This is a genomic window from Alphaproteobacteria bacterium (genome assembly GCA_019635875.1).
In the GTDB taxonomy this organism is placed as follows: Bacteria; Pseudomonadota; Alphaproteobacteria; order Reyranellales; family Reyranellaceae; genus JAFAZJ01.
This window is the reverse complement of the sequence record JAHBYP010000003.1, coordinates 384105-405833: the sequence shown is the minus strand read 5'-3', so window position 1 is coordinate 405833 and position 21729 is coordinate 384105. Positions and strand designations below refer to the sequence as shown.

Genomic DNA, 21729 nt, shown 5'->3' with positions numbered 1-21729 from the left:
CGAATTTTTTTGTGAGTCGTTAGAACGCCGCAAAAGCCCCCGCAAACGATGCTTTGACGAATACTGCGTGTCCAGTGATGAATCCCCGGACTCGCGAAAGTAGAACGACCCAGAGGCTGCTTGGTCGCCGCGCACCGCCGGGCTAGTTTCCGCCCCGGTTTTTCATTCGCCGGGTCCTTCCGATGTCCGTCCTGCGCTCGCAAATCGACGTCCGTTCAGCGTCGTACAAGGCCAATCGCGAGGCCATGCTGGCCCAGGTCGCAGACCTCCGGGCCAAGGTCGATGCCGCGCGGATGGGCGGTGGGGCCGAATCCCGCGACCGTCACGTGAAGCGCGGCAAGCTCCTGCCACGTGAGCGAGTCCGCACCCTGCTGGATCCCGGGGCGCCGTTCCTGGAACTGTCCCAGCTGGCCGCCCACGGCATGTACGACGATCGGGCGCCTTCGGCCGGGGTGATCACCGGCATTGGCCGGGTGTCGGGCATTGAATGCGTCGTGGTCTGCAACGACGCCACGGTGCAGGGCGGCACCTACTACCCGATGACCGTCACCAAGCACCTCAGGGCCCAGGAAATCGCCCTGGAGAACCGTCTGCCCTGCATCTACCTGGTCGATTCCGGCGGGGCGAACCTGCCCAACCAGTCCGGGGTGTTCCCCGACAAGACGCATTTCGGCCGGATCTTCTACAACCAGGCCAATATGAGCGCGCTCGGCATCCCCCAGATCGCCGTGGTCATGGGCTCCTGCACCGCCGGCGGCGCCTACGTGCCGGCGATGAGCGACGAGACGGTGATCGTGCGCAAGCAGGGCACGATCTTCCTCGGCGGCCCGCCGCTGGTGAAGGCCGCGATCGGCGAGGTGGTCAGCGCCGAGGAGCTGGGCGGCGCCGACGTCCATGCCCGCCAGTCCGGCGTCGCCGACCACTATGCGCTCAACGACAGCCATGCCCTGGGCATCGCCCGGCGCATCGTCGCCAACCTCAACTGGCGCAAGAGCCCGCCGGCGCTGCTCCAGGAGCCGCGCGACCCACTCTATCCGGCCGACGAGCTCTACGGCGTGATCCCGACCGACACCCGCATCCCTTACGACGTGCGGGAGGTGATTGCGCGCCTGGTCGACGGCAGCGAGCTCGACGAGTTCAAGGCGCTCTACGGCACCACCATCGTCACCGGCTTCGCGCGCATCATGGGCTATCCGGTCGGCATCCTTGGCAACAACGGCATCCTGTTCAACGAATCGGCGCTGAAGGCGGCGCACTTCATCGAGCTGTGCGGCCAGCGCGGCATCCCGCTGCTCTTCCTGCAGAACATCGTCGGCTTCATGGTCGGCAAGAAGTATGAGGCCGGCGGCATCGCCAAGGACGGCGCCAAGCTGGTGACCGCGGTGGCCACGGCGCGTGTGCCGAAATTCACTCTGATCGTCGGCGGTAGCTATGGCGCCGGCAATTACGGCATGTGCGGCCGCGCCTACGGCCCGCGCTTCCTGTGGATGTGGCCCTCGGGCCGCATCTCGGTGATGGGCGGCGAGCAGGCGGCCTCGGTGCTGGCCACCGTGCGGCGCGATAACATCGAGGCCAGGGGCGGCGCCTGGAGCGCCGAGGAGGAGGCCGCCTTCAAGGCGCCGATCCGCCAGCAGCTCGAGGACGAATCGCACCCGTACTTCGCCTCGGCAAGGCTGTGGGACGACGGCATCCTCGATCCCGTCGACACGCGCATGGCGCTGGGGCTTGGCCTGTCGGCGTCGATGAATGCGCCGATCGCGGAACCCAAGTGGGGCGTGTTCCGGATGTGATGGAGGGCGCCATGTCGAACGCCGTTCTCCTCTCCGTCGCCGACCAGGTCGCCACCGTCACGCTCAACCGCGTGCGCGCACACAATTCCTTCGACCTCCCGACCTGCGACACCTTTCTTTCGACGCTCGACGGCGTGGCGCGCGACGCGAACGTGCGCGTCGTGGTGATCGCCGCCAACGGCCCGTCCTTCTCGGCTGGCGGCGATTTCAACTGGGTGCTGACATGGCCCGGCCAGACGCCGGAGCAGAACAAGCAGGGCGCGCTGGCGATGACCCGCGTCGTGCAGGCGGTCTACGACCTGCCCAAGCCCTCGATCGCCGCCGTGCAGGGCGCCGCGGTCGGCGGCGGCATCGGCGTCATGCTGGCCTGCGACTACGTCGTCGCCTCCGACCGCGCGCGCTTCGGCCTGACCTCGGCCCGCAACGGCCTGCTCGCGGGTATCGCGATCCCCGTGCTGATCCAGGCGGTCGGTCCGCGCCGCGCTCGCCAGCTCTTGATGCATGGCGGCATGTTCGACGTCGCCGAAGCCCAGCGCATCGGCATGGTCGATCGCATCGCCACGCCCGAGACTCTCGAAGCCGAGACGTTGAAGCTCGCGGGCGAGCTGAAGCTCGGCGCGCCCACGGTACAGTCGCTGATCAAGCGCCTGATCACCGTGATCGATGCGGCGCCCAACGACACCGACATGGTCGAGATGATCGCCAGCAACGTCGCCGAGCAATGCCTGACGCCCGACGCGGACGAGGGCATGTCGGCCTTCCTCGCCAAGCGCAAGCCGGGCTGGGTCCGGACATGATGCGTCCAAGCTTGCTCCTTTCCGCGGCCCTCGCTGTTCTTGCCAACTGTGGAACACAGGCTTGGGCGCAGCCGACTCTTGAAGAAGTTTGGAAACGCATCTCAATCGACATGTCATACGGCATGTCGTTCACGGGAATCCGCTCCGAATGGGCGAGACTATGCGGCAGACCAGATCACTTCATAAAGGTTCGCGAAGCCGCTGCGGCAGCCATGGACCTGTGCTCGAAGGCGGATCCACTCTACGCGAAGTTGCGGCACCAGCCGGCACGCTTCTTTGATCAGGGCGTCGAAGAGGTTCGGCTGGAAGCAACTGCGGTGGGGCGGGATGATTGTTGTAGTGGGCGGAGCTATGCATGCAGTTTCGGCATGAAGACGATCGGCGAAACTGTGTACTTCGATCTTGAGCTCAGCACGACTTCGATACCGGCGCTCTCGACACGAATTGCCCGAAGCTATTGTCCGGAACACAAGGATCTCAAGTGATGTTCTCCAAGATCCTCATCGCCAATCGTGGCGAGATCGCCTGCCGGGTGATCAAGACTGCACGCGCCATGGGCGTGAAGACGGTCGCCGTGTACTCCGACGCCGATCGCGGCGCGCGGCACGTCGCGCTGGCCGACGAGGCGGTGCATATCGGCGCGGCGCCGGCGCGCGAGAGCTATCTCGTGATCGACAAGCTGATCGAGGCGGCCAAGCGCACGGGAGCGGAGGGCATCCATCCCGGCTATGGCTTCCTCAGCGAGAACGCGGCCTTCGCCGATGCCTGCGCCGCCGCCGGCATCGTCTTCATCGGCCCGCCCGCTTCGGCGATCCGCGCCATGGGCTCGAAGAGCGAAGCCAAGAAGCTGATGGAAACCGCAAAGGTGCCGCTGGTGCCGGGCTATCACGGCGACGACCAGTCGCCCGAGCTGCTGGCCGGCGAAGCCGAGCGCATCGGCTTCCCGGTGCTGATCAAGGCGGCGGCCGGTGGCGGCGGCAAGGGCATGCGTCCGGTGCTGAAGGCCGAGCAGTTCGCCGAGGCGCTGGCCGGCGCCAAGCGCGAGGCCAAGGCGGCCTTCGCCGACGACCACGTGCTGCTCGAGAGATACCTCGAGCGGCCGCGCCATATCGAGATCCAGGTCTTCGCCGACGATCGCGGCAACTGCGTCTATCTCTTCGAGCGCGACTGCTCGATCCAGCGGCGCCATCAGAAGGTGATCGAGGAGGCGCCGGCGCCGGGCATGGACCCGTCGCATCGCCGCGCCATGGGCGAAGCTGCCGTCGCCGCCGCGCGGGCCATCGGCTATGTCGGCGCCGGCACGGTCGAGTTCATCGTCGACCAGTCCGGCGAGTTCTACTTCATGGAGATGAACACCCGCCTGCAGGTCGAGCATCCCGTGACCGAGATGATCACCGGGCAGGATCTCGTCGAATGGCAGCTGCGGGTCGCCACGGGCGCCAGGCTGCCGCTGACGCAGGAGCAGCTCGCGATCCACGGCCACAGCTTCGAGGTCCGCCTCTACGCCGAGGATCCCGCGCGCGGCTTCCTGCCTTCGGTCGGCAGGCTCAGGCATCTCGCGCTGCCGCGGGAGCGCGAGGGCTTCCGCGTCGACACCGGCGTGCGGCCGGGCGACGAGGTGACGATGAACTACGATCCGATGATCGCCAAGATCATCGTGCACGGCGAGACGCGCGACGCCGCCCTGCGCCGCCTGCGCGTGGCGCTGAGCGAGACCGAGGTTGTCGGCGTGCGCACCAACGCCGCGCTGCTGGCGCGTATCGCCCAGCACCACGCGTTCGCCGCCGGCGAGGTCGATACCGGCTTCATCGAGCGTTATCGCGCGGCGCTGCTGCCCAAGTCCGCGTCGCTTTCTGATCGCGCGCTGGCCCTGGCGGCGCTGGCGCGGCTGGAGGAGATCGCGCGCGACGCGGCCGGCATGGCGCAGGCCTCCAACGATCGCCATTCGCCCTGGTTCGGCGTGCGCGGCTGGCGGCCCAACGGCGAGGGCCATGACGATCTGCGCTGGCGTGAGGGCGAGACCGACATCGTCGTGACCGCGCGCTATCCGCGCGAGGGCGGCTACGTGCTGGCGCTGCCGGGCGGCGAGCTGCGCGCGACGGCGAGCCGAGACGGCGAGGGACGCCTGCACGCCGAGATCGGCGGCGACACGCTGATCGGCCGCGTCGTGACCGCGACCGCCAACGACGGCGGCGTCGACGACGTCGTCTTCGTCGATGGCGACATGCGCACCCTGCGCCGCGTCGAGCCGCGCGACGTGTCGCTGGCCGATTCCGACGCCGCCGGCGACGGCTCGGTGAAGTCGCCGCTGCCGGGCAAGATCATCGACGTGAAGGTGAAGGAGGGCGCCTCGGTGTCGCGCGGCGACGCGCTCATGGTGCTCGAGGCGATGAAGATGGAGCACACGCTGACCGCGCCGGCCGACGGCAAGGTCAAGCGCGTGATCTACAATGTCGGCGATCAGGTCGCCGAAGGCGTCGACCTGATCGAGTTCGAGGCGTCGTAGGGCATGCAGGCGATCCAGACGAGCGATCTAAGCTCGATCGACAGCTACCGGCCCGTCGATCTGCCCATGCCTGTTCCAGCACTCGGCGAGGTGCGGATCAAAGTGGCGGCGTGTGGCGTGGGCTACGTCGACGCGCTGGTGGCTTTGGGTCGCTACCAGGTGAAGCCGACGCTGCCGCATGTGCCTGGCGGCGAGGTGGCCGGCTGGGTCGATGCCGTCGGTGACGGTGTCGATGGCCTCGCAGTGGGCAGCCGCGTGCTGGCGCAGGCAAGCGGCGGGTTTGCCCAGTTTGCGCTGGCGCCGGCCGCTTCCATCCGCGGTCTGCCCGACCGGATGGACATGGCGCAGGCCGCCGGCTTTCGGGTCAACTATGTCACCGCGTTGCACGCGTTGCGCGACCGCGCGCAGCTGAAGCAAGGCGAAACCCTGCTGGTGATCGGCGCGGCCGGCGGCACCGGACTGGCGGCGGTGCAGGTCGGCAAGGTGCTGGGCGCACGCGTGATCGGCGTCGCATCCACCGATGTCAAGCGCGCGGCGGTTCAGCGTCATGGCGCCGACGCCACGCTCGATCGCGAGCCCGACGGATGGCGCGAGCGGCTGAAGGCGATCGCGCCTGACGGGATCGACGTTGTCTTCGACCCGGTGAGCGGGCCGCTGCTGCAACCGGCCTTCCGCTCGTTACGCTGGGGTGGTCGGCACCTGGTGATCGGCTTTGCCTCGGGCAGCATCCCGGCATTGCCGGTGAACCTGCCGCTGCTCAAGGGGGCGGCGCTGATCGGCGTCGACTACCGCCAGTTCGCGGCAGTTTACGAAGCGGCGCATGCCGGGCGCGAGCTCGGCGAGCTGCTCGACTGGGTCGGTGACGGCAGGCTCGATCCTCCGGTCGGGCGTGTTTTCGGCTTCCACCAGCATCGCGACGCGCTCGCCTTCGCGCTCAGCGGCGAGGGCATCGGCAAGACGATCTTCGAGGTGGCCGCGTCCTGAGAGGCAGGAACCCCTGCATTCCCGTGTCGTTGCCGGGATGACCCCCGCGCTTCCCGAAGGGATCGATCATGGTCCTGCGCATTGCCACCGCCGTCGCGCTCGTGCTGACGGCACTGGCGCTCGCCCCGGCCGCTGCGCATCTGTTTTCACTGGCCAACAAGATCGACATGCCGCGCGATGAGTACTTTGTCGCCCAGGGCGTCTATCGGGGCTGGGCATGGCTGGGCGCGGTGCTGTTCGCCGCCGTCGGCGCCGACGTTGCGGCCGGCCTGATTGCAAGCGATCGGCGTCAGGATGGCCGCTTCGCGTTCGCCGCCGCTATTCTGCTCGCCCTCAGCGTCGCGATCTTCTTCGTCTGGACCTGGCCGACCAATCGCGCCACCGCGAACTGGACGATGATCCCCGACAACTGGAGAGCGCTGCGCGCTCAGTGGGAGTATTCGCACGCCGCCAGCGCGGCGGTGAACGCCGCCGCGCTGTGCGGCATCACGATCTTCGCCGTCACACGGCGGCCGACCGCCACGGCCTGACCAGCAGGGCTCCGGCGATCGCGCCGCCATAGGCCGCGGTGGCCAGCGCGATCGCGACGAAGATGCCCTCGAGTCCGAAGCTCAGCTTCTCGACTGCGAGCCAGCTGCCGACGGTCACGATCAGCACGCGCATGATGCCGGCGATGAACGGCACCGTCATGCGTCCCGCGCCCTGGCTGGCGAAGTTCAGTGCCAGGCCGAGCCCGAACAAGCCATAGAACGGTGCCACCCAGGTGATGTACGCGACGCTGGCCGCGATCACCGGCACATCGGCCGTGAACAGGCGCGACCACGCCTGTGGCAGCAGCGCAGCGCTCCATCCGATCGCGCCGGCCACGCCGAACGCGACCAGCCCGCCGAACCACGCCACGCGCACCGCGCGTGACCACGCCTTGGCACCGGCGGCGACGCCCACCATCGTCGTGAGGCCGGTGCCGATGCCGTAGGCCAGCGGCCCCACCATGTACTGCAGCCGCGCGCCGATTCCGTAGCCCGCCAATGCGGCCGGGCCAAAGCGGCCGACCAGTCCGGTCACCAGAATGACAGCGAGACTGTCCGTCAGGGTCGTCGCCGAGCCCGGCAGCCCGACGCGTAGAATCTCCCGGAACCGGCGAGCCTGCGGCGGCCCAGACAGATCCGGCGTGAAGCCCAACCGCCCACGCCAGAGCGCACGCGCCATCGGGACTGTGGTCAGTACGGCCGTGAGCAACGACGCGATTGCGAGCCCCGCGATGCCGAGACCGGACCAGTCACCGACGCCCAGCGACAGCGCCCCGGAGAAGGGGATGTAGATCAGCGAGCCCAGCAACCCGTAACGGGCGGGCGTCACCGCATCGCCGCCACCCCGCAGCATCGCCGACAGGAAGGCACCGATCCACACGACGACCGCGCCGCTGAACCAGACCTGGCTGAAGGCCAGCGCATGGTCGAGCGCCGGACCACTGCCGCCCATCAGCTGGTACACGGCCGGCGCGATCGTCCAGGCGAAGATGGCGAAGATCAGTGCGCAGACGAGAGCGAGAATCAATGCGTGCAGGGCCAGCGCCCGCGCATCGTCGAGGCGTCCGCCACCCAGCGCGCGTGCCATGGCTGCGGCGATGCCGCCGCCCATGCCACCGTTCGCCAGGTTGTGCGTCATCGCCATGAACGGGAAAACCAGCGCGAAGCCGGCCAGCGCCTCGGTACCCAGGCGGCTGACGAACCAGGTCTCGGCGATGCCGACAAGGATCTGCACCGCCATGATGCCGGTGGTCGGGCCGGCCAGACGCAGCAGGCTCGGCGCGATGGGCGCCGCCAGCAGGGGATGGGACAAGAGAGACTCCGGGGAAACAGCGCAGGACGCACCTGTCTTGGGCAGGCGGCGTAGACGGGTCGGGGTTTAGCGCTGATCCACGGACGTGTTCCTCGAAAGCGCCGGCACTATGGCGGCGCCCGCGGCAATTGGCAATCAGCCGGGCGTGAAGATGTTGCGCTTGCCGTCGCTGGAAAGCGTGCCCGGTCGGCCAAGCTGATCCCTGGTGATCATGTCCTGCAGCAGGGCCTGATCGTCGGGCGTATTGGCGACGAAGCGCGCGCCGTTCTCAAGGCGGCCGAAGACGATGCCGCGCTGCGGCGTCTCGCGATCGAATGTCACGGTGTAGGTCTCGATCTTCGCCGTGCCCGTGGGCGTGGTCTCGACGTGGACTCGGGGCAATGCATCGAGCTCGGCCTGGAACGTCCTGGGATCCTCGCGTGACCAGGTGCCCTCGGTCGGCGTCCTCGAGTAGATGCCGGCTGAGTGCTTGGTGACGTAGTTGCCGTTGGCGGTGACCATACCGAAGGCGCCCGGCCTGGCGCGCAGGCGCGTCGTCATCTCGGCGATGGAGTGGGTGACGTAGTTGTTGCCGGGGCCGCCGAAGAACGGCAGGCCACCGGTCACCGTCAGCCCGCGCGGATCGTCCTCGGCGAGCCCGATCTCACGGCAGCCGATCTCGACCGCCGAGGGGAAGCAACTGTAGAGGTCGAACAGGTCGATCTGCCCGATCGTGCGGCCGGCCATGTCGAGCGAGCGCGTGGCACAACCGCGGATCGCCGCCGAGCGATGCAGCGCGGTGCGCTCGCTGGTCACCCAGGTGTCGGTGCCGTCGGCGCAGCCATGCAGGAAGACCCAGCGATCGCCCGGTATGCCCAGCGCCCGGGCGTGGCCGACCGAGGTCATGACGATCGCCGCCGCCTGGTCGACCAGCGCGTTGGAGTTCATCAGGCGCGGATAGGGGAAGGCGATGAAGCGGTTCTCGGCATCGACGGTGGCGATCCGCTCGGCGCTGTAGCCCTCGCGCCGCGTCGCCAGCGGATTGGCTTTTGCCACCCGGGCGAAGCCCTCGAACAGCCGGCCCATCGACTTCATGTGGTCGGGCAGCGAGCGGCCGGCGGCGGCACGGATCGCATTCTCGATCAGCGGGTAGAAGTAGATGGCGGCGTTCAGCCCGTGGCGCTCTTCCTCCGGGCTGTAGCCCAGGCGGTCGTCGCCGATGCGCCTGGGCTCGCCGCCGGGTGACTCGTTCCAGTCCAGTGTCAGCTTCTCCCTGCGCCCGATGGCGTTGGTGCGCATCAGCTCGGCGCCAGCGACCAGCGCCGCGCGGATCTCGCCGCGGGTGATCTGCTCGGCGAACTTATTGACCATGTACTGGGGCATGTTGCCGCCGACATGGGCGTAATAGAGATCGCGCGCATTGGTGGCGCCGATGCGATTGGCGATGCTGCGCGGTGGGTTGTCCGAGCGGCCGAAGGGCGAGGAGAAGCGCGGGCTGTAGTCGGTGAAGAGCGGCAGCGCGACGATGGCATCGAGCATCGTGGCCAGCACCGCCGCGCCCTTGGCCGCGCGTGCATCGTCGAGGGCCAGCTGGGCGGCTTCAGCCATGAAGGCTGAGGGTGAGCGGGCGCTGGTCGGCCGCGAGGTCGTGTCGGTGATCTGGCCGCTGCCGACCAGGATCGGCGTGCTGTCCTCGACCCTGGCGAGATCGTCGCTGCTCATGGGCGTGTCCTCATGGGCGTGTCCTCCGTACCCTTTCTATAGCATCGCTGAGGCGCGCCCGGCCGCGCTTGACCCCGGTCCGTATCGCTCTACGATCCCGCCACCTTCCTTGCAGCCGCCGGAGCGCTCCATGCCCGTCATCAACCGCATCGCCGATTTCCACGACGAGATGACGGAATGGCGCCACGACATCCACAGCCACCCCGAGACCGCCTTCGAGGAGGTCCGCACCGCCGATGTCGTGGCCAGAAAGCTCGAATCCTGGGGCATCGAGGTGCATCGCGGCCTCGCCAAGACCGGCGTGATCGGCACCCTGCGCTCGGGCACCTCCGGCCGCTCGATCGGCCTGCGCGCCGACATGGACGCGCTCGACGTTCACGAGACCAACAAGTTCGGCCACGCCTCGACCATCCCCGGCAAGATGCACGCCTGCGGCCATGACGGGCATACCTGCATGCTGCTGGGCGCCGCCAAGTACCTCGCCGAGACGCGCAATTTCGACGGCACGGTGCACTTCATCTTCCAGCCGGCCGAGGAGAACGAGGGCGGTGGCCGCGTCATGGTCGAGGAGGGGCTGTTCGACAAGTTCCGCTGCGACGACGTCTACGGCATGCACAACATCCCCGGTATCCCGACCGGCCGCTTCGCCATCCGCCCCGGCCCGATGATGGCCGCCTACGACATCTTCGAGATCGTGGTGAAGGGCGTGGGCGCGCACGGCGCCATGCCGCATCACGGCATCGACCCAGTCGTCGTCGGCTCGCATATCGTGACGGCGCTGCAGTCGATCGTGGCGCGCAACGTCGATCCGATGGCGACGGCCGTGGTGTCGACGACGCAGATCCACGCCGGCGACACCTGGAACGTGATCCCGCAGGAATGCGTGCTGCGCGGCACGGTGCGCACCTTCCGCAAGGAGGTGCAGGACATGATCGAGCAGCGAATCGAGAGGATCGCGCGCAACGTCGCGCTGGGCCTGGGTGCCGAGGTCACCGGGTGGCGCTACGAGCGGCGCTATCCGGCCACGGTCAACAGCGAGGTCGAGACCGAGAAGGCGGCGCGCGCCGCCGCCGCGCTGGTCGGCGAGGCCAACGTCAACCGCAACCCGACGCCGGCGATGGGCTCGGAGGATTTCGCCTGGATGCTGCTGGCCCGGCCCGGCGCCTATATCTGGATCGGCAACGGCGACGGAGAAGGCAGCTGCATGGTCCACAACCCCGGCTACGACTTCAACGATGAGATCCTGCCGCTGGGTGCGTCGTACTGGGTGACCCTGGTCGAGCAGCAGTTGGCGAAGGAATCGCTGCGGCAGGCGGCGGAGTGACGTCCGTCACTCCGAGCGCAGCGAGGAATCTTTCAGGCTAAGGATCCCTCGCTGTGCTCGGGATGACAGCTTTGCAGCTAACGCCGCTCGGCGATCGCGCCGGCGGCGTAGTTGAGCGCGCGGGCGTATAGCTGACGGTCGTGCAGCAACCGCTCGGCGAGGTCGAGATCCTTGCCCGGCATGTCGTCGACCGGCGGGCAGGTGGCGCGCAGGCGGCTGATGCGCTCCGGCGGCAGCCTGCGCGTCGCGTGCCACTCGACCAGCGTCGAGCGCACCGCCTGGGCGCGCGCGTCGAGCTCGCCCGACAGCGTCTCCGGTCCGCCGAAGCGGCTGGTGCACACCGTCGGCAGCACGCCCAGCTCGTGCCAGGCATAGCCCGAGGGCGCATGCATGCGCGACCAGGTCAGGGTCAGCTCGCCTTCGTTGGGCAGGCGCACCACGGTCTGCACCGTGCCCTTGCCGTAGGAAGCGCTGCCGACAAGGATCGCGCGGCCGCGATCCTGCAGGGCGGCACCAACGATCTCGGCCGCCGAGGCCGAGCGGCCGTTCATGATCGCCACCATGGGCACGGTCTCGAGCAGTGCGCCGTTGCCTGAGCGGAAGGTCTGGCGGCTGTCGGGATGGCGGCCGTCGGTGGTCAGCAGCAGGCCGTTGTCGAGCAGCAGCTCGGCGACCGAGATCGCCTGGTCGAGCAGGCCGCCGGGGTTGCCGCGCATGTCGAGAATGATGCCGGAGAGCGTGCCCGCCGGCTCGGCCCTGAGCTTCTGCAACGTGCCGCGCAGCGTTTCCGTCGTGCCGCTGTTGAAGCCGGTGAGCTTGATCAGCGCGATGTCGCCGCGCCGCTCCAGGGTCACCGTCGTCGGGATGATGAGCTGGCGGCGCAGGGCGAAGCTGAGCTCCGTGCCGGCAGATGGGCGGAAGACCACGACGGTGACGGGCTCGCCGATGCGCCCACGCAGGGCGCGCACGATCTCGCGCATCGGCTTGCCGGCGACTCGCTCGCTGTCGACTCCGACGATCCGGTCGCCCGGCCTGATGCCGGCCGCGGCTGCCGGCGCACCGTCCTGCACCGCGGTGACCACGGTGGTCTCGTCCTCGGCCTGCACGGTCACGCCGATGCCGCCGGCCCCCTCGCGGTTGAAGCGGTTGTCGCGCGCCTCCTGCGGATCGGAGTAGCGCGAGTTCTTGTCGAGTTGCTTGGCGGTGGCGTCGAGCGCCGCCTTGACCACGCGATCGCGCGTGGCGTCCTTCATCAGCGGCGTCGCCTCGGTCAAGAGCTCGACCATCTCGGCGGCGATCTCCGCCCAGGCGCGTGGATCGCCGCCCGAGGCCGGCACCGCGCGGTCGAGCAGCACGCGATCGCCGGCGCTCAGCCGCAGGGTGGCGCCGAGATCGTCGAGGCGCAGCTGTGGGTCGAGCGACGCCGCGCCGCGCACCGATTCGACCGTGAGCAGGCGGAAGTCGCGATCCTCGATGTAGCGGTCGGCGATGGCCCGGTAGCTCGCCATCATCACGCGTGCGGCAGAAACGTCGCGCCCTGGCGCCGCGGCGCTGGTCGAGGGGCCGTCGGAGGACAGGCAGGATGCCACGCCGGCTGCGACGAGCAGGATCGCCGCGGTCCGCCACATTCTCCGGCCCCTGCCGCCAGGGTTCAACGCTTCAGGCCTGATATCCGACATGTCCCCACACGCGCCGCCGGTCGCCGGTGAAGGCGGCGACGCAACCCCCGCAGTCTAGCACAGGCGGCGGATCGGGCCATATGACAAGACGCCCGTGCGGCACCTATCGGGGCTTGAACCGTAGCGCCCAGAGCAGCCCGATGGTGGCTCCCTTGATGCGCGGCAGCAGCACCAGGGTGAGCAGGATCGAGGCCGGGATCCAGAGCAGGGCATGCACCCACAGGGACGGGGTCCAGCTCCGTTCGACCATCAGCACCAGCGGCACGATGATGTGTCCAATGGCGAAGATGGTGAAATAGGCCGGCGCGTCGTCGGCGCGAAAGGGCTCGAGATCCTCGCCGCAGCCGGCGCAGGTCGAGGCCATCTTGAGATAGGCGCGAAACAGGGTTGGCTCGCCGCAGCGCGGGCAGCGACGGCACCAACCGCGCCACATGGCGGCGGGTCGATCGCGACGCTCGCCGTCATCGATCGGAATCGGCGGTGCGACGGGTTCGGAACCGGACATGGCGGCAAACATAGGCCTGCGCCCATGCTGAACCATCGCGACGTGTTGTCTCGCGTGGCGGCTTGCCGCGCGGCCTTGGGATCGCCGGCATCCCGCCGGCGCTGCCAGGAGATCAGCGGCGGCGCCCGCGCTTGATCTGCGGTGGCTTGCCCGGACGGTTGGCGACGGGACGTCTGGGCGCGCGCCTGGCATCGGCGCTACGCGGCGCCGGACGCAGCGACGGCGCGCCGCCGGTCTTCTCGATCAGCTCGAACACCAGGCTGCCGGTGGCGACGTCGCAGTCGCGCAGCTTGACCACCAGCGCGTCGCCCAGGCGATAGGTCGTGCCGCTGCGTCCGCCGACCAGCGCCTGGCCGGGTTCGTCGTGCCGGAAATATTCCGCTCCCAGTGTCTTGATCGGGATCAGGCCCTGCGCGCCGCTCTCGTCGAGGGCGACGAACAGGCCGAAGCGGGTGACGCCAGACACGCGCGCCTCGAAGCTCGCGCCGACGCGCTCGCTCATGTAGGCGGCCATGTAGCGGTCCATCGCCGCGCGCTCGGCGGCCACGGCGCGGCGCTCGCACTGGGAGATGTGCTCGCCCATCTCGGCGAAGCTCGCGCCTTCGGCATGGGCCAGACCACCCTCGCCCAGGCGCAGCGCGGCGATCAGGCCGCGATGCACCAGCAAATCGGCGTAGCGGCGGATCGGCGAGGTGAAATGCGCGTAGCGGCGCAGCGCCAGGCCGAAATGGCCGATGTTGTCGGGGCTGTAGATCGCCTGGCTCTGGCCGCGCAGGATGGTCTCGCTGACCAGCCGCTCGTAGGGCGAGCCCGACGCCTTCTCCAGCGCTCGGGCGAAATCCCTGGGCCGCAGATTGAGGCCGGGTGGCAGGCCGATGTTCAGCGAGCCCAGGAACTGGCGCAGCGCCTCGAGCTTCAGCGGGTCTGGCTTGTCGTGCACGCGGTACATGCAGGGCATGTGGCGCTGTTCCAGCGTCTCTGCCGCGGCGACGTTGGCGAGGATCATGAACTCCTCGATCAGCTTGTGGCTGTCGAGGCGCTGGCGCACGCCGAACTCGACGATGCGGCCCTTCTCGTCGAGTACCGCGCGCTTCTCGGGCAGGTCGAGGTCCAGCGTGCCGCGCGCGCGCCTGGCCGCATCGAGCGCGGCATAGGCGCCGTAGAGCGGCGCCACGACCAGGTCCATCAGCGGCTGCAGCTCGTCGTCGGGCTGGCCGTCGCGCGCCGCCTGCATGCGATTGTATGTCAGCCGCGCCGCCGAATGGATCATCGCGCGGTGGAAACGGTGGCGCAACATGCGGCCGTCGCGGTCGATCCACATCTCTGCGACCATCACCGGCCGGTCCTCGCGCGGGCGCAGCGAGCACCAGCCGTTGCTGAGTTCCTCCGGCAGCATCGGCACGACGCGATCGGGGAAATAGACCGAGTTGCCGCGGCGATAGGCGTCGCGATCCAGCGGATCGTCGGAGCGCACGTACCAGGCGACGTCGGCGATCGCCACCATCAGCCGCCAGCCGCCTTCGTTGTCGGCGGCGGGGTCGGGTTCGGCGAACACCGCATCGTCGAAGTCGCGCGCGTCCTCGCCGTCGATGGTGACGAAGGGCACGGCGCGCAGGTCGAGGCGGTTGCCCATCGGCGCCGGGCCGCAGGCGGCGGCCTGGTCGAGGGCTGCTTCGGCGAACTCGACCGGGATGTCGTTGGCGGCGATGGCGATCAGGCTGACGGTGCGCGGCTCGAACAGCGAGCCGACCCGCTCGACCACGCGGCCGCGGCGCGCCAGCGGCCCGCCCAGCTGCTCGACCCAGACCACGTCGTTGGGCTCGGCCTCACCGCGCGCGCCGGCGTCGATAGCGATCTCGAAGCGCAGCTTGCGATCGGTCGGACGCACCACGCCGGGGCCGCGCTTGCCGCCGGCCGCTTCGAAGACGCCGAGGATGCGTCGCGGACCGGCGCCGACCTTGCGCACGATCTTCGCCTCGTAACGGTTGGCGCCGCGCTTCTTCAGCGACACCAGCAACCGGTCGCCGGCGCCGGGCGCGGCGTGGTCAGTTGACGCCAGCAGCACGATCTCCGGCGGCGCCTTGCCATCGTCGGGATTCCAGCGCGCCGGCTTCGCCTGCACGTCACCGTCGGCATCGGGGCCGATCACCTCGACCACGAGGTATTCGGGCAGCGAGTCGGGCGCCATCAGCTCGCGACGCGTGCCGCGCGACACCGTGCCGTCGGCGCGCAGGTCGCGCAGCATCTGCTTGAGCGCCACGCGGTCGGCGCCCTTCACGTTGAAGGCCTTGGCGATCTCGCGCTTGCCGACGGGAACCGGACTCTCGCGGATGAAGCGCAGCACGTCATCGCGCGTCGGCAAGGGGACAGGAATCTTGTTCTTCATGGGACCGCCGGCGTCCCGCCGGCATCTTCGCGGTGATGGAGAGCGCATGAGCCGGCGGGACGCCGGCGGTCCCAGGTCACGCAGCGTCCTTGGTGGGGGCCTTGCGGGATTTCGGCGTGGCCTTCTTCTTGGCCTTGGCCGCCGGCTTGGCGGCGATCGTCTCGACCGTTGCGGCGGCCTTCTTCTTCGCCGCGCCGGCACGACCGCGCGCCGGCCTCTTGCCGCTACCGTTGGCGGCGCGCGCGGCGAGCAGCGGCAGCGCCTGCTCCAGGGTCACGCTCTCGGGCGCGAGATCCTTCGACAGTGTGGCATTGACCTTGCCGTGCTTCACGTAGGGGCCGTAGCGGCCGCTATAGACCTCGACCGGTTGCTGGTCGTCGGGATGCGGGCCGAGCGTGCGCAGCGGGGTCACCGCGGCGCGGCCGCGGCCCGGTCCCTTGGCTTCGGCGAGCAGCGCCACGGCGCGGTTCATGCCGATGCTCAGCACGTCCTCGTCGCCGGGGATCGACTTGTAGGTCGAGCCGTGTCGCACATAGGGGCCGAAACGGCCGATGCCGGCGACGATCGGCTGCGCGGTGTCGGGATGTGGCCCCAGCGTGCGCGGCAGCGCCAGGATCGCCAGCGCCTGCTCGAGCGTGACTTCGGCGGCGTTGTAGCCCTTGGGCAGCGAGGCGCGCTTGGGCTTGTCCTTGCCTTCGGGTTCGCCGAGCTGGGCGTAGGCGCCGTAGGGGCCCTGGCGCACCGTCACCAGCTTGCCGGTCTCCGGATCCTCTCCCAGCACGCGCGGCCCTTCGAGCGCGCCCTCGTCGGCATTGTCGTTGGCCACCGCCAGCTTGCGCGTGTAACGGCACTCCGGATAGTTCGAGCAGCCGATGAAGGCGCCGAACTTGCCCAGCTTGAGATTGAGCCGGCCGGCGTTGCACGCCGGGCAGCCGCGCGGGTCCTTGCCGTCGGCGCGCTCCGGGAAGAAATGCGGGCCCAGCTCCATGTCGAGCTGGTCGAGCACGTCCTTGACGCGCAGTTCCTTGGTCTCGTCGACCGCGCCCTTGAATTCGCGCCAGAACTCGCGCAGCACGGCGCGCCAGTCGGCGCTGCCGCCGGAGATGTCGTCGAGCAGCTCCTCGAGATGCGCGGTGAAGCCATACTCGACGTAGCGCGTGAAATAGCTCGACAGGAACGCCGTGACGATGCGGCCGCGGTCCTCGGGCACGAAGCGCTTGCGGTCGATCTTCACGTAGTTGCGTGCCTGCAGCACCTCGATGATGCTGGCATAGGTCGAGGGCCGGCCGATGCCGAGCTCCTCGAGCTTCTTCACCAGGCTGGCCTCGGAATAGCGCGGCGGCGGCTCGGTGAAATGCTGCTCGGCGATCACGTCGTTGCGCTTGACCGCCTCGCCCTCGTTGACGTCGGGCAGGCGCGCGCCGTTCTCGTCGTCCTCATCGTCGCGGCCTTCCTCGTAGAGCTTGAGGAAGCCGTCGAACTTCAGCACCGAGCCGGTGGCGCGCAGGCGCACGTTCCTGTCGCCTGATTCGAGATCGACCGTGACCTGGTCGAACACCGCGCTTTCCATCTGGCACGCCACGGTGCGCTTCCAGATCAGCTCGTAGAGGCGCAGCTGGTCCTTGTCGAGATGGCGCGCCAGCTCGTCGGGCGTGCGGAAGAGATCGGTCGGGCGGATCGCCTCGTGCGCTTCCTGCGCGTTCTTGACCTTGCTGGAATAGAAGCGCGGCTTCTCCGGCACGTAGTCACTGCCATAGCGACTCTCGATCAGGCGGCGGGTCTGCGCGCGCGCCTCGGGCGCGAGGTCGACACCGTCGGTGCGCATATAGGTGATCAGGCCCACCGTCTCGCCGCCGATGTCGACGCCCTCGTAGAGGCGCTGGGCGATGCGCATGGTGTGCGCGGCGCCGAAGCCCAGCTTGCGCGAGGCCTCCATCTGCAGCGACGAGGTGATGAAGGGCGGCGGCGGGTTGCGCCGGATCTGGCGGCGGTCGACGCCGGCCACCGTGAAGGCACGATGCTCGATCTGCTGCTTGGCGGCGAGCGCCTGGGCCTCGGTCGGGATGTCGAACTTGTCGAGCTTCTGGCCGTTGAGATGCGTCAGCCGCGCCTTGAAGGTCTGGCCGCGCGGCGTCTCGAACAGGGCGTCGACGGTCCAGTACTCGCGCGCCCTGAAGGCCTCGATCTCGGCCTCGCGCTCGCAGATCAGCCTGAGCGCGACCGACTGCACGCGCCCGGCCGAGCGGCTGCCCGGCAGCTTGCGCCACAGCACCGGCGACAGCGTGAAGCCCACCAGGTAGTCGAGCGCGCGGCGCGCCAGGTAGGCGTCGACCAGCGGCTGGTCGATGTCGCGGGGGTGGGCGATGGCTTCCTGCACCGCCTGCTTGGTGATGGCGTTGAAGGCGACGCGTCGCACGGCCACGCCGTTGAGCGCCTTCTTGTGGGCGAGAATGTCGCGCACGTGCCAGGAGATCGCCTCGCCCTCGCGGTCGGGGTCGGTCGCCAGATATAGAGTCTTCGCGCCCTTCACGGCATGGGCGATGTCGTTGACGCGCTTCTGCGACTGGGAATCGACTTCCCAGTCCATGGCGAAATCCTCGTCAGGACGGACCGAGCCGTCTTTTGACGGCAGGTCGCGCACATGGCCGAAGCTGGCCAGCACCGTGTAGCCGGGGCCAAGGTATTTGCCGATGGTCTTCGCCTTGGCCGGCGACTCGACGACGACGACGTTATTGGTCATCCAACCCTCGCGCCAGGGGGCGGCGCGGCTCCTGGGAACCGGTTTTCCGGAGCGATTTCAGCGCACTAGATCAGCGACACGCTGTTGCCCCGGTGCCGCTCGAGGCGCCCTGCGAGCTCCAGCTCGAGCAGCAGGCCAGCCACTTCGGCCGGCGACACATGGCACCGGCGGACCACTTCGTCAACCTTGGTGGGCGCGGGCCCGAGACAGGCGATGACCTGGTCACGCCATGGGTTGTGGGACTCTTCTTGTTTCTTATCAATCTGTTGTGGGCGTACCTTCACAGCAGCCACGTGGGCCTGACGCGCCGGTCGGGGCGCGTCGGGTACGGCCGCGAGATGCGCCAGCACATCGGCGCAGTCTTCGACCAGGTGGGCGCCGTCGCGGATCAGGCGGTTGGTACCGCGCGCGCGGGGATCGAGCGGCGAGCCGGGCACGGCGAAGACCTCGCGGCCCTGCTCGGCCGCCTGGCGCGCGGTGATCAGTGAGCCGGACTGCAGCGCAGCCTCGATCACCAGCACCCCGGCGCTCAGCCCCGAGACGATGCGGTTGCGGCGCGGGAAGTGGCGCGCCTGCGGACGCGTGCCCAGCGGCGCCTCCGAGACGATGGCGCCGCCTTCGGCGATGGCGCGGTACAGGTCCTCGTTCTCCGGCGGGTAGACAATGTCGACCCCGCCGGCCAGCACCGCGATCGTGCCCGAGGACAGCGCCGCCTCATGCGCCGCGGCATCGATGCCGCGCGCCAGCCCGGAGGCGATGACCTGGCCGGCGCGGCCCAGCTCGGCGGCGAACTGCGCCGCCAGCCGCCGGCCATTGACCGAGGCGTTGCGCGCGCCGACCACTGCCACCGAGGGCCGCGACAACAGGGAAGCATCGCCGATCACCGACAGCACCGGCGGCGCGTCGGCGATCTGCGCCAGCGGCGCGGGATAATCGTCGTCGCCGACGATGATGAAACGGCCGTTCAGCCCGGCCAGGTCGGCCGCCTCGCGCTGAACCTGCGCGACCGAAACGGCGCGCGCATCGAGCCGCGCCGTGCGCGCCAGCTCCGGCAGGGCATCGAGCGCGGCTTCGGCCGAACCGTAGTGGCCCAGCATCTCATGGAAGGTGACCGGCCCGACACGCGGCGTGCGCGCCAGCCGCAGGCGGGCCAGGCGCTCGCCTTCCAGCCGCGGCAGGCTGGCCGGCGTCTGGAACATCAGCCGCAGCAGCGGCACGGGCGACAGCGCGTTCATGATCCGTACCATGAACGCGATCAGACTTTCTGTAAATCAACCCAGGGTTGCTATCGAAGCTTGGGATTCAGCGCGTCGCGCAGCCAGTCGCCGAGCAGGTTGACCGCCAGCGACAGGATCACCAGGGCAGCGGCGGGGAACATCACGATCCACCACTCGCCCGAGAACAGGAAAGCGTTGCCGATGCGGATCAGCGTGCCCAGCGAGGGCTGGGTCGGCGGCATGCCGACGCCCAGATAGGAGAGCGACGCCTCGGCGATGATCGCCAGCGCCAGCTCGATGGTGGCGATCACCAGCACCGGGCCCAGCGCGTTGGGCAGCACGTGGCCGAGCGCGATCTTGACCGGGTTGACGCCGATGATGCGCGCGGCGTTAACGTAGTCCTTGTTCTTCTCGGCCAGGGTCGTGGCCCGCGTGACGCGGGCGAATTGCGGCCAGTAGGCGAAGCCGATCGACAGCACCAGCACCCAGATCGCCACCTGGTCGTGCGCATCCTGGGGCAGGGCGGCGCGCGCCACGCCGTCCAGGGTCAGCGCGGTGAGGATCGCCGGCACAGTGAGCTGGATATCGGCGATGCGCATGACCAGCGCGTCGAGCCAGCCGCCCCTGAAGCCCGCGGCGAGGCCCAGCAGCACGCCGGTCGTCACCGACAGGCAGATCGCCGCCAGGCCGATCATCAGCGACACGCGGCAGCCGTACATGATGGCCGAGAGCATGTCGCGGCCCTGGTTGTCGGTGCCCAGCGGGAAGGTCGCCTTGCCGTCTTCGTGCCAGACCGGCGGCGTGAAGGCGTTCATCAGGCTCAGCGCCCTGGGATCAAAGGGATCGTGCGGCGCGATCCACGGGGCGAACAGGGCGCCGAGGAAGAATATCAGCGTCACGCCCGCGGCGATCATGGTCAGCCAGGAACGCGTGAAGCTGTGCCACAGATCGGAGTCGACGAAGCGGTGCAGCGCGCCGGCAGGCGCATTCGAAGGAGGCGGCTCGGAGGCGGTGACTGCCATGCGCCCGATCATGCCGCCTTGCGCCGCGCCGCGCCACGGCGCAGGTAGGCCAGCACCGCGCCGGCCAGCGCCAGCGCCGCGACCAGCGGGCCGAAGCCGTGGAAGCCGTGGCTCGCCATCATCCAGCCGCCCAGCCCGGCGGCGCCCGCCCAGCCGATGCTGGCACAAGTGCCGTTCAGCCCCATGACCGTGCCGCGCACGTCGTCGGGCACGTCGGCCAGCGCTGCCATGAAGGCCGGCCGGCCCAGCGCGTTGACGAAGACATAGGCGAAGGACAGCGCCACGGTCTCGACCAGTCCCGGCACCCAGATGAAGAGCGCCACGCCGGCGATTCCCGTGCCGATCAGGCTGTGGCCGAATAGGCCCAGGCGATCGCGCGTGCGGTCGGCGAGCTGGCCGCCCAGCGCCGTGCCCACAAGATTGCCGATCGCCATGAGCAGCAGCGGCACGCCGACCGCCGCCAGCGGCAGGTTGTAGGTCTGCTGCAGGAAGGTGGCGAAGTACACGACGACGAGGCCGTAGCAGATGCGCTCGGCGATCCCCATGGTGAGCAGCATCACTACGGGCGTCGTCATCGCCTGCCGGAGCGAGATCGGCCGGCCGCCGGCCTTCGCCGCGCCCGCCGCCGGCCGCGTCGTGGTGAACCACAGGCTGATCGCGGCCAGCAGGGCCAGCGCACCGACGCAGACATTGACGCCGCGCCAGCCGATGCCAGCGCCGAGCCACGCCGCCGCCGGCACGCCGACGACCAATGTCAGCGACTGGCCGCTCATCACCCAGCCGAGCGCGCGGCCGCGCTGCTGATCGGGCACGCGGCTGGAGACTTCGGCGAAGACCGCGCCCATGAACACGCCGGAGCAGCCGCCGGCGAGCGTCGCCCACACCGCCACCGACCAGAACTGCCCGGCCAGCGCCACGCCGATCATCGCCACGCACAGCGCCAGCGTGCCGCCGATCAGGCACGGCCGCCGTCCCCAGCGGTCCGAGGCGACGCCCGACAGGAACGAGGTGATGCCCCAGGCGATCGAGGTCGCGGTCACCAGGTTGGCGACCAGCGGAATGCTGACCTCGAGATCGCGCGCCATGTCGATGAGCAGCGGCGCGCGCGTCGTGCCGCTGGCCGTGGCGGCGAAGCTGCCCAGGCACGCCGCGCCGATCAGCGCCCAGGGCAGGCGCGCGCTTGATGGTGACGATTCGGTAACGACCGAGGAGGGGGACGACATGGGATGCGGGTTG

Annotated in this window: 16 protein-coding genes; 7 read left to right on the top strand and 9 right to left on the bottom strand. The window is 69.3% G+C overall.

Translation table 11 applies throughout. The features are described from left to right. The first annotated feature begins 182 nt into the window (after window positions 1–182). The 6 genes from KF889_13200 to KF889_13175 all read left to right on the top strand — a co-directional run bounded on the left by KF889_13200 (window position 183) and on the right by KF889_13175 (window position 6607). The gene (locus KF889_13200) at window positions 183–1790 is read left to right on the top strand and encodes a methylcrotonoyl-CoA carboxylase (GenBank protein ID MBX3500399.1); all 1608 of its coding nucleotides are present in this window, start codon (window positions 183–185) and stop codon (window positions 1788–1790) included. Between the two features lie 11 nt (window positions 1791–1801). Then, window positions 1802–2587 carry an enoyl-CoA hydratase/isomerase family protein gene (locus KF889_13195; GenBank protein ID MBX3500398.1) on the top strand — a complete coding sequence of 262 codons (786 nt, stop codon included), beginning with the start codon at window positions 1802–1804 and terminating at the stop codon, window positions 2585–2587. Then, complete coding sequence (locus KF889_13190; protein ID MBX3500397.1) at window positions 2584–3072, top strand: hypothetical protein; 489 nt, start codon at window positions 2584–2586, stop codon at window positions 3070–3072. The genes KF889_13195 and KF889_13190 overlap by 4 nt, the downstream gene beginning before the upstream one ends. Then, window positions 3072–5093, top strand: a complete 2022-nt coding sequence (locus KF889_13185) for an acetyl/propionyl/methylcrotonyl-CoA carboxylase subunit alpha (protein ID MBX3500396.1) — start codon at window positions 3072–3074, stop codon at window positions 5091–5093. The genes KF889_13190 and KF889_13185 overlap by 1 nt, the downstream gene beginning before the upstream one ends. 3 nt (window positions 5094–5096) lie before the next feature. Then, window positions 5097–6077 (top strand): NADPH:quinone oxidoreductase family protein, encoded by a 981-nt coding sequence (locus tag KF889_13180; GenBank protein MBX3500395.1) that lies wholly within the window; start codon window positions 5097–5099, stop codon window positions 6075–6077. Between the two features lie 68 nt (window positions 6078–6145). Beyond that, window positions 6146–6607, top strand: coding sequence for a DUF1772 domain-containing protein (locus tag KF889_13175; protein ID MBX3500394.1), 462 nt, complete (start codon window positions 6146–6148; stop codon window positions 6605–6607). Here the strand turns inward: KF889_13175 and KF889_13170 are convergent. Together KF889_13170 and KF889_13165 are read right to left on the bottom strand one after the other, a co-directional pair. After that, a complete protein-coding gene (locus KF889_13170) occupies window positions 6579–7919 on the bottom strand; it encodes an MATE family efflux transporter (GenBank protein ID MBX3500393.1) in 1341 nt (446 codons plus the stop codon). The two genes, KF889_13175 and KF889_13170, sit on opposite strands and share 29 nt — an antisense overlap. Before the next feature lie 135 nt (window positions 7920–8054). Further along, complete coding sequence (locus KF889_13165; GenBank protein ID MBX3500392.1) at window positions 8055–9620, bottom strand: acetyl-CoA acetyltransferase; 1566 nt, start codon at window positions 9618–9620, stop codon at window positions 8055–8057. Between the two features lie 130 nt (window positions 9621–9750). Here KF889_13165 and KF889_13160 point away from each other — a divergent pair, with 130 nt between their 5' ends. Continuing rightward, a complete protein-coding gene (locus KF889_13160) occupies window positions 9751–10944 on the top strand; it encodes an amidohydrolase (GenBank protein ID MBX3500391.1) in 1194 nt (397 codons plus the stop codon). A 77-nt stretch (window positions 10945–11021) separates the two neighbouring features. On the opposite strand, the gene KF889_13155 is transcribed toward KF889_13160, so the two are convergent. The 7 genes from KF889_13155 to KF889_13125 all read right to left on the bottom strand — a co-directional run bounded on the left by KF889_13155 (window position 11022) and on the right by KF889_13125 (window position 21716). Next, window positions 11022–12572, bottom strand: coding sequence for a PDZ domain-containing protein (locus KF889_13155; GenBank protein MBX3500390.1), 1551 nt, complete (start codon window positions 12570–12572; stop codon window positions 11022–11024). Window positions 12573–12726: 154 nt separating this feature from the next. Beyond that, complete coding sequence (locus KF889_13150) at window positions 12727–13128, bottom strand: DUF983 domain-containing protein (protein MBX3500389.1); 402 nt, start codon at window positions 13126–13128, stop codon at window positions 12727–12729. 112 nt (window positions 13129–13240) lie between these two features. After that, the gene (gene rnr / locus KF889_13145) at window positions 13241–15514 is read right to left on the bottom strand and encodes a ribonuclease R (GenBank protein ID MBX3500388.1); all 2274 of its coding nucleotides are present in this window, start codon (window positions 15512–15514) and stop codon (window positions 13241–13243) included. A gap of 76 nt (window positions 15515–15590) precedes the next feature. Next, window positions 15591–18254, bottom strand: a complete 2664-nt coding sequence (gene topA, locus KF889_13140; protein ID MBX3500387.1) for a type I DNA topoisomerase — start codon at window positions 18252–18254, stop codon at window positions 15591–15593. Window positions 18255–18319: 65 nt separating this feature from the next. After that, a complete protein-coding gene (gene dprA, locus KF889_13135; GenBank protein ID MBX3500386.1) occupies window positions 18320–19453 on the bottom strand; it encodes a DNA-processing protein DprA in 1134 nt (377 codons plus the stop codon). Window positions 19454–19539: 86 nt separating this feature from the next. Further along, on the bottom strand, window positions 19540–20493 hold the full coding sequence (locus KF889_13130; protein MBX3500385.1) for an ABC transporter permease: 954 nt from the start codon (window positions 20491–20493) through the stop codon (window positions 19540–19542). 8 nt (window positions 20494–20501) lie between these two features. After that, complete coding sequence (locus tag KF889_13125) at window positions 20502–21716, bottom strand: MFS transporter (protein ID MBX3500384.1); 1215 nt, start codon at window positions 21714–21716, stop codon at window positions 20502–20504. Between the last annotated feature and the right edge of the window lie 13 nt (window positions 21717–21729).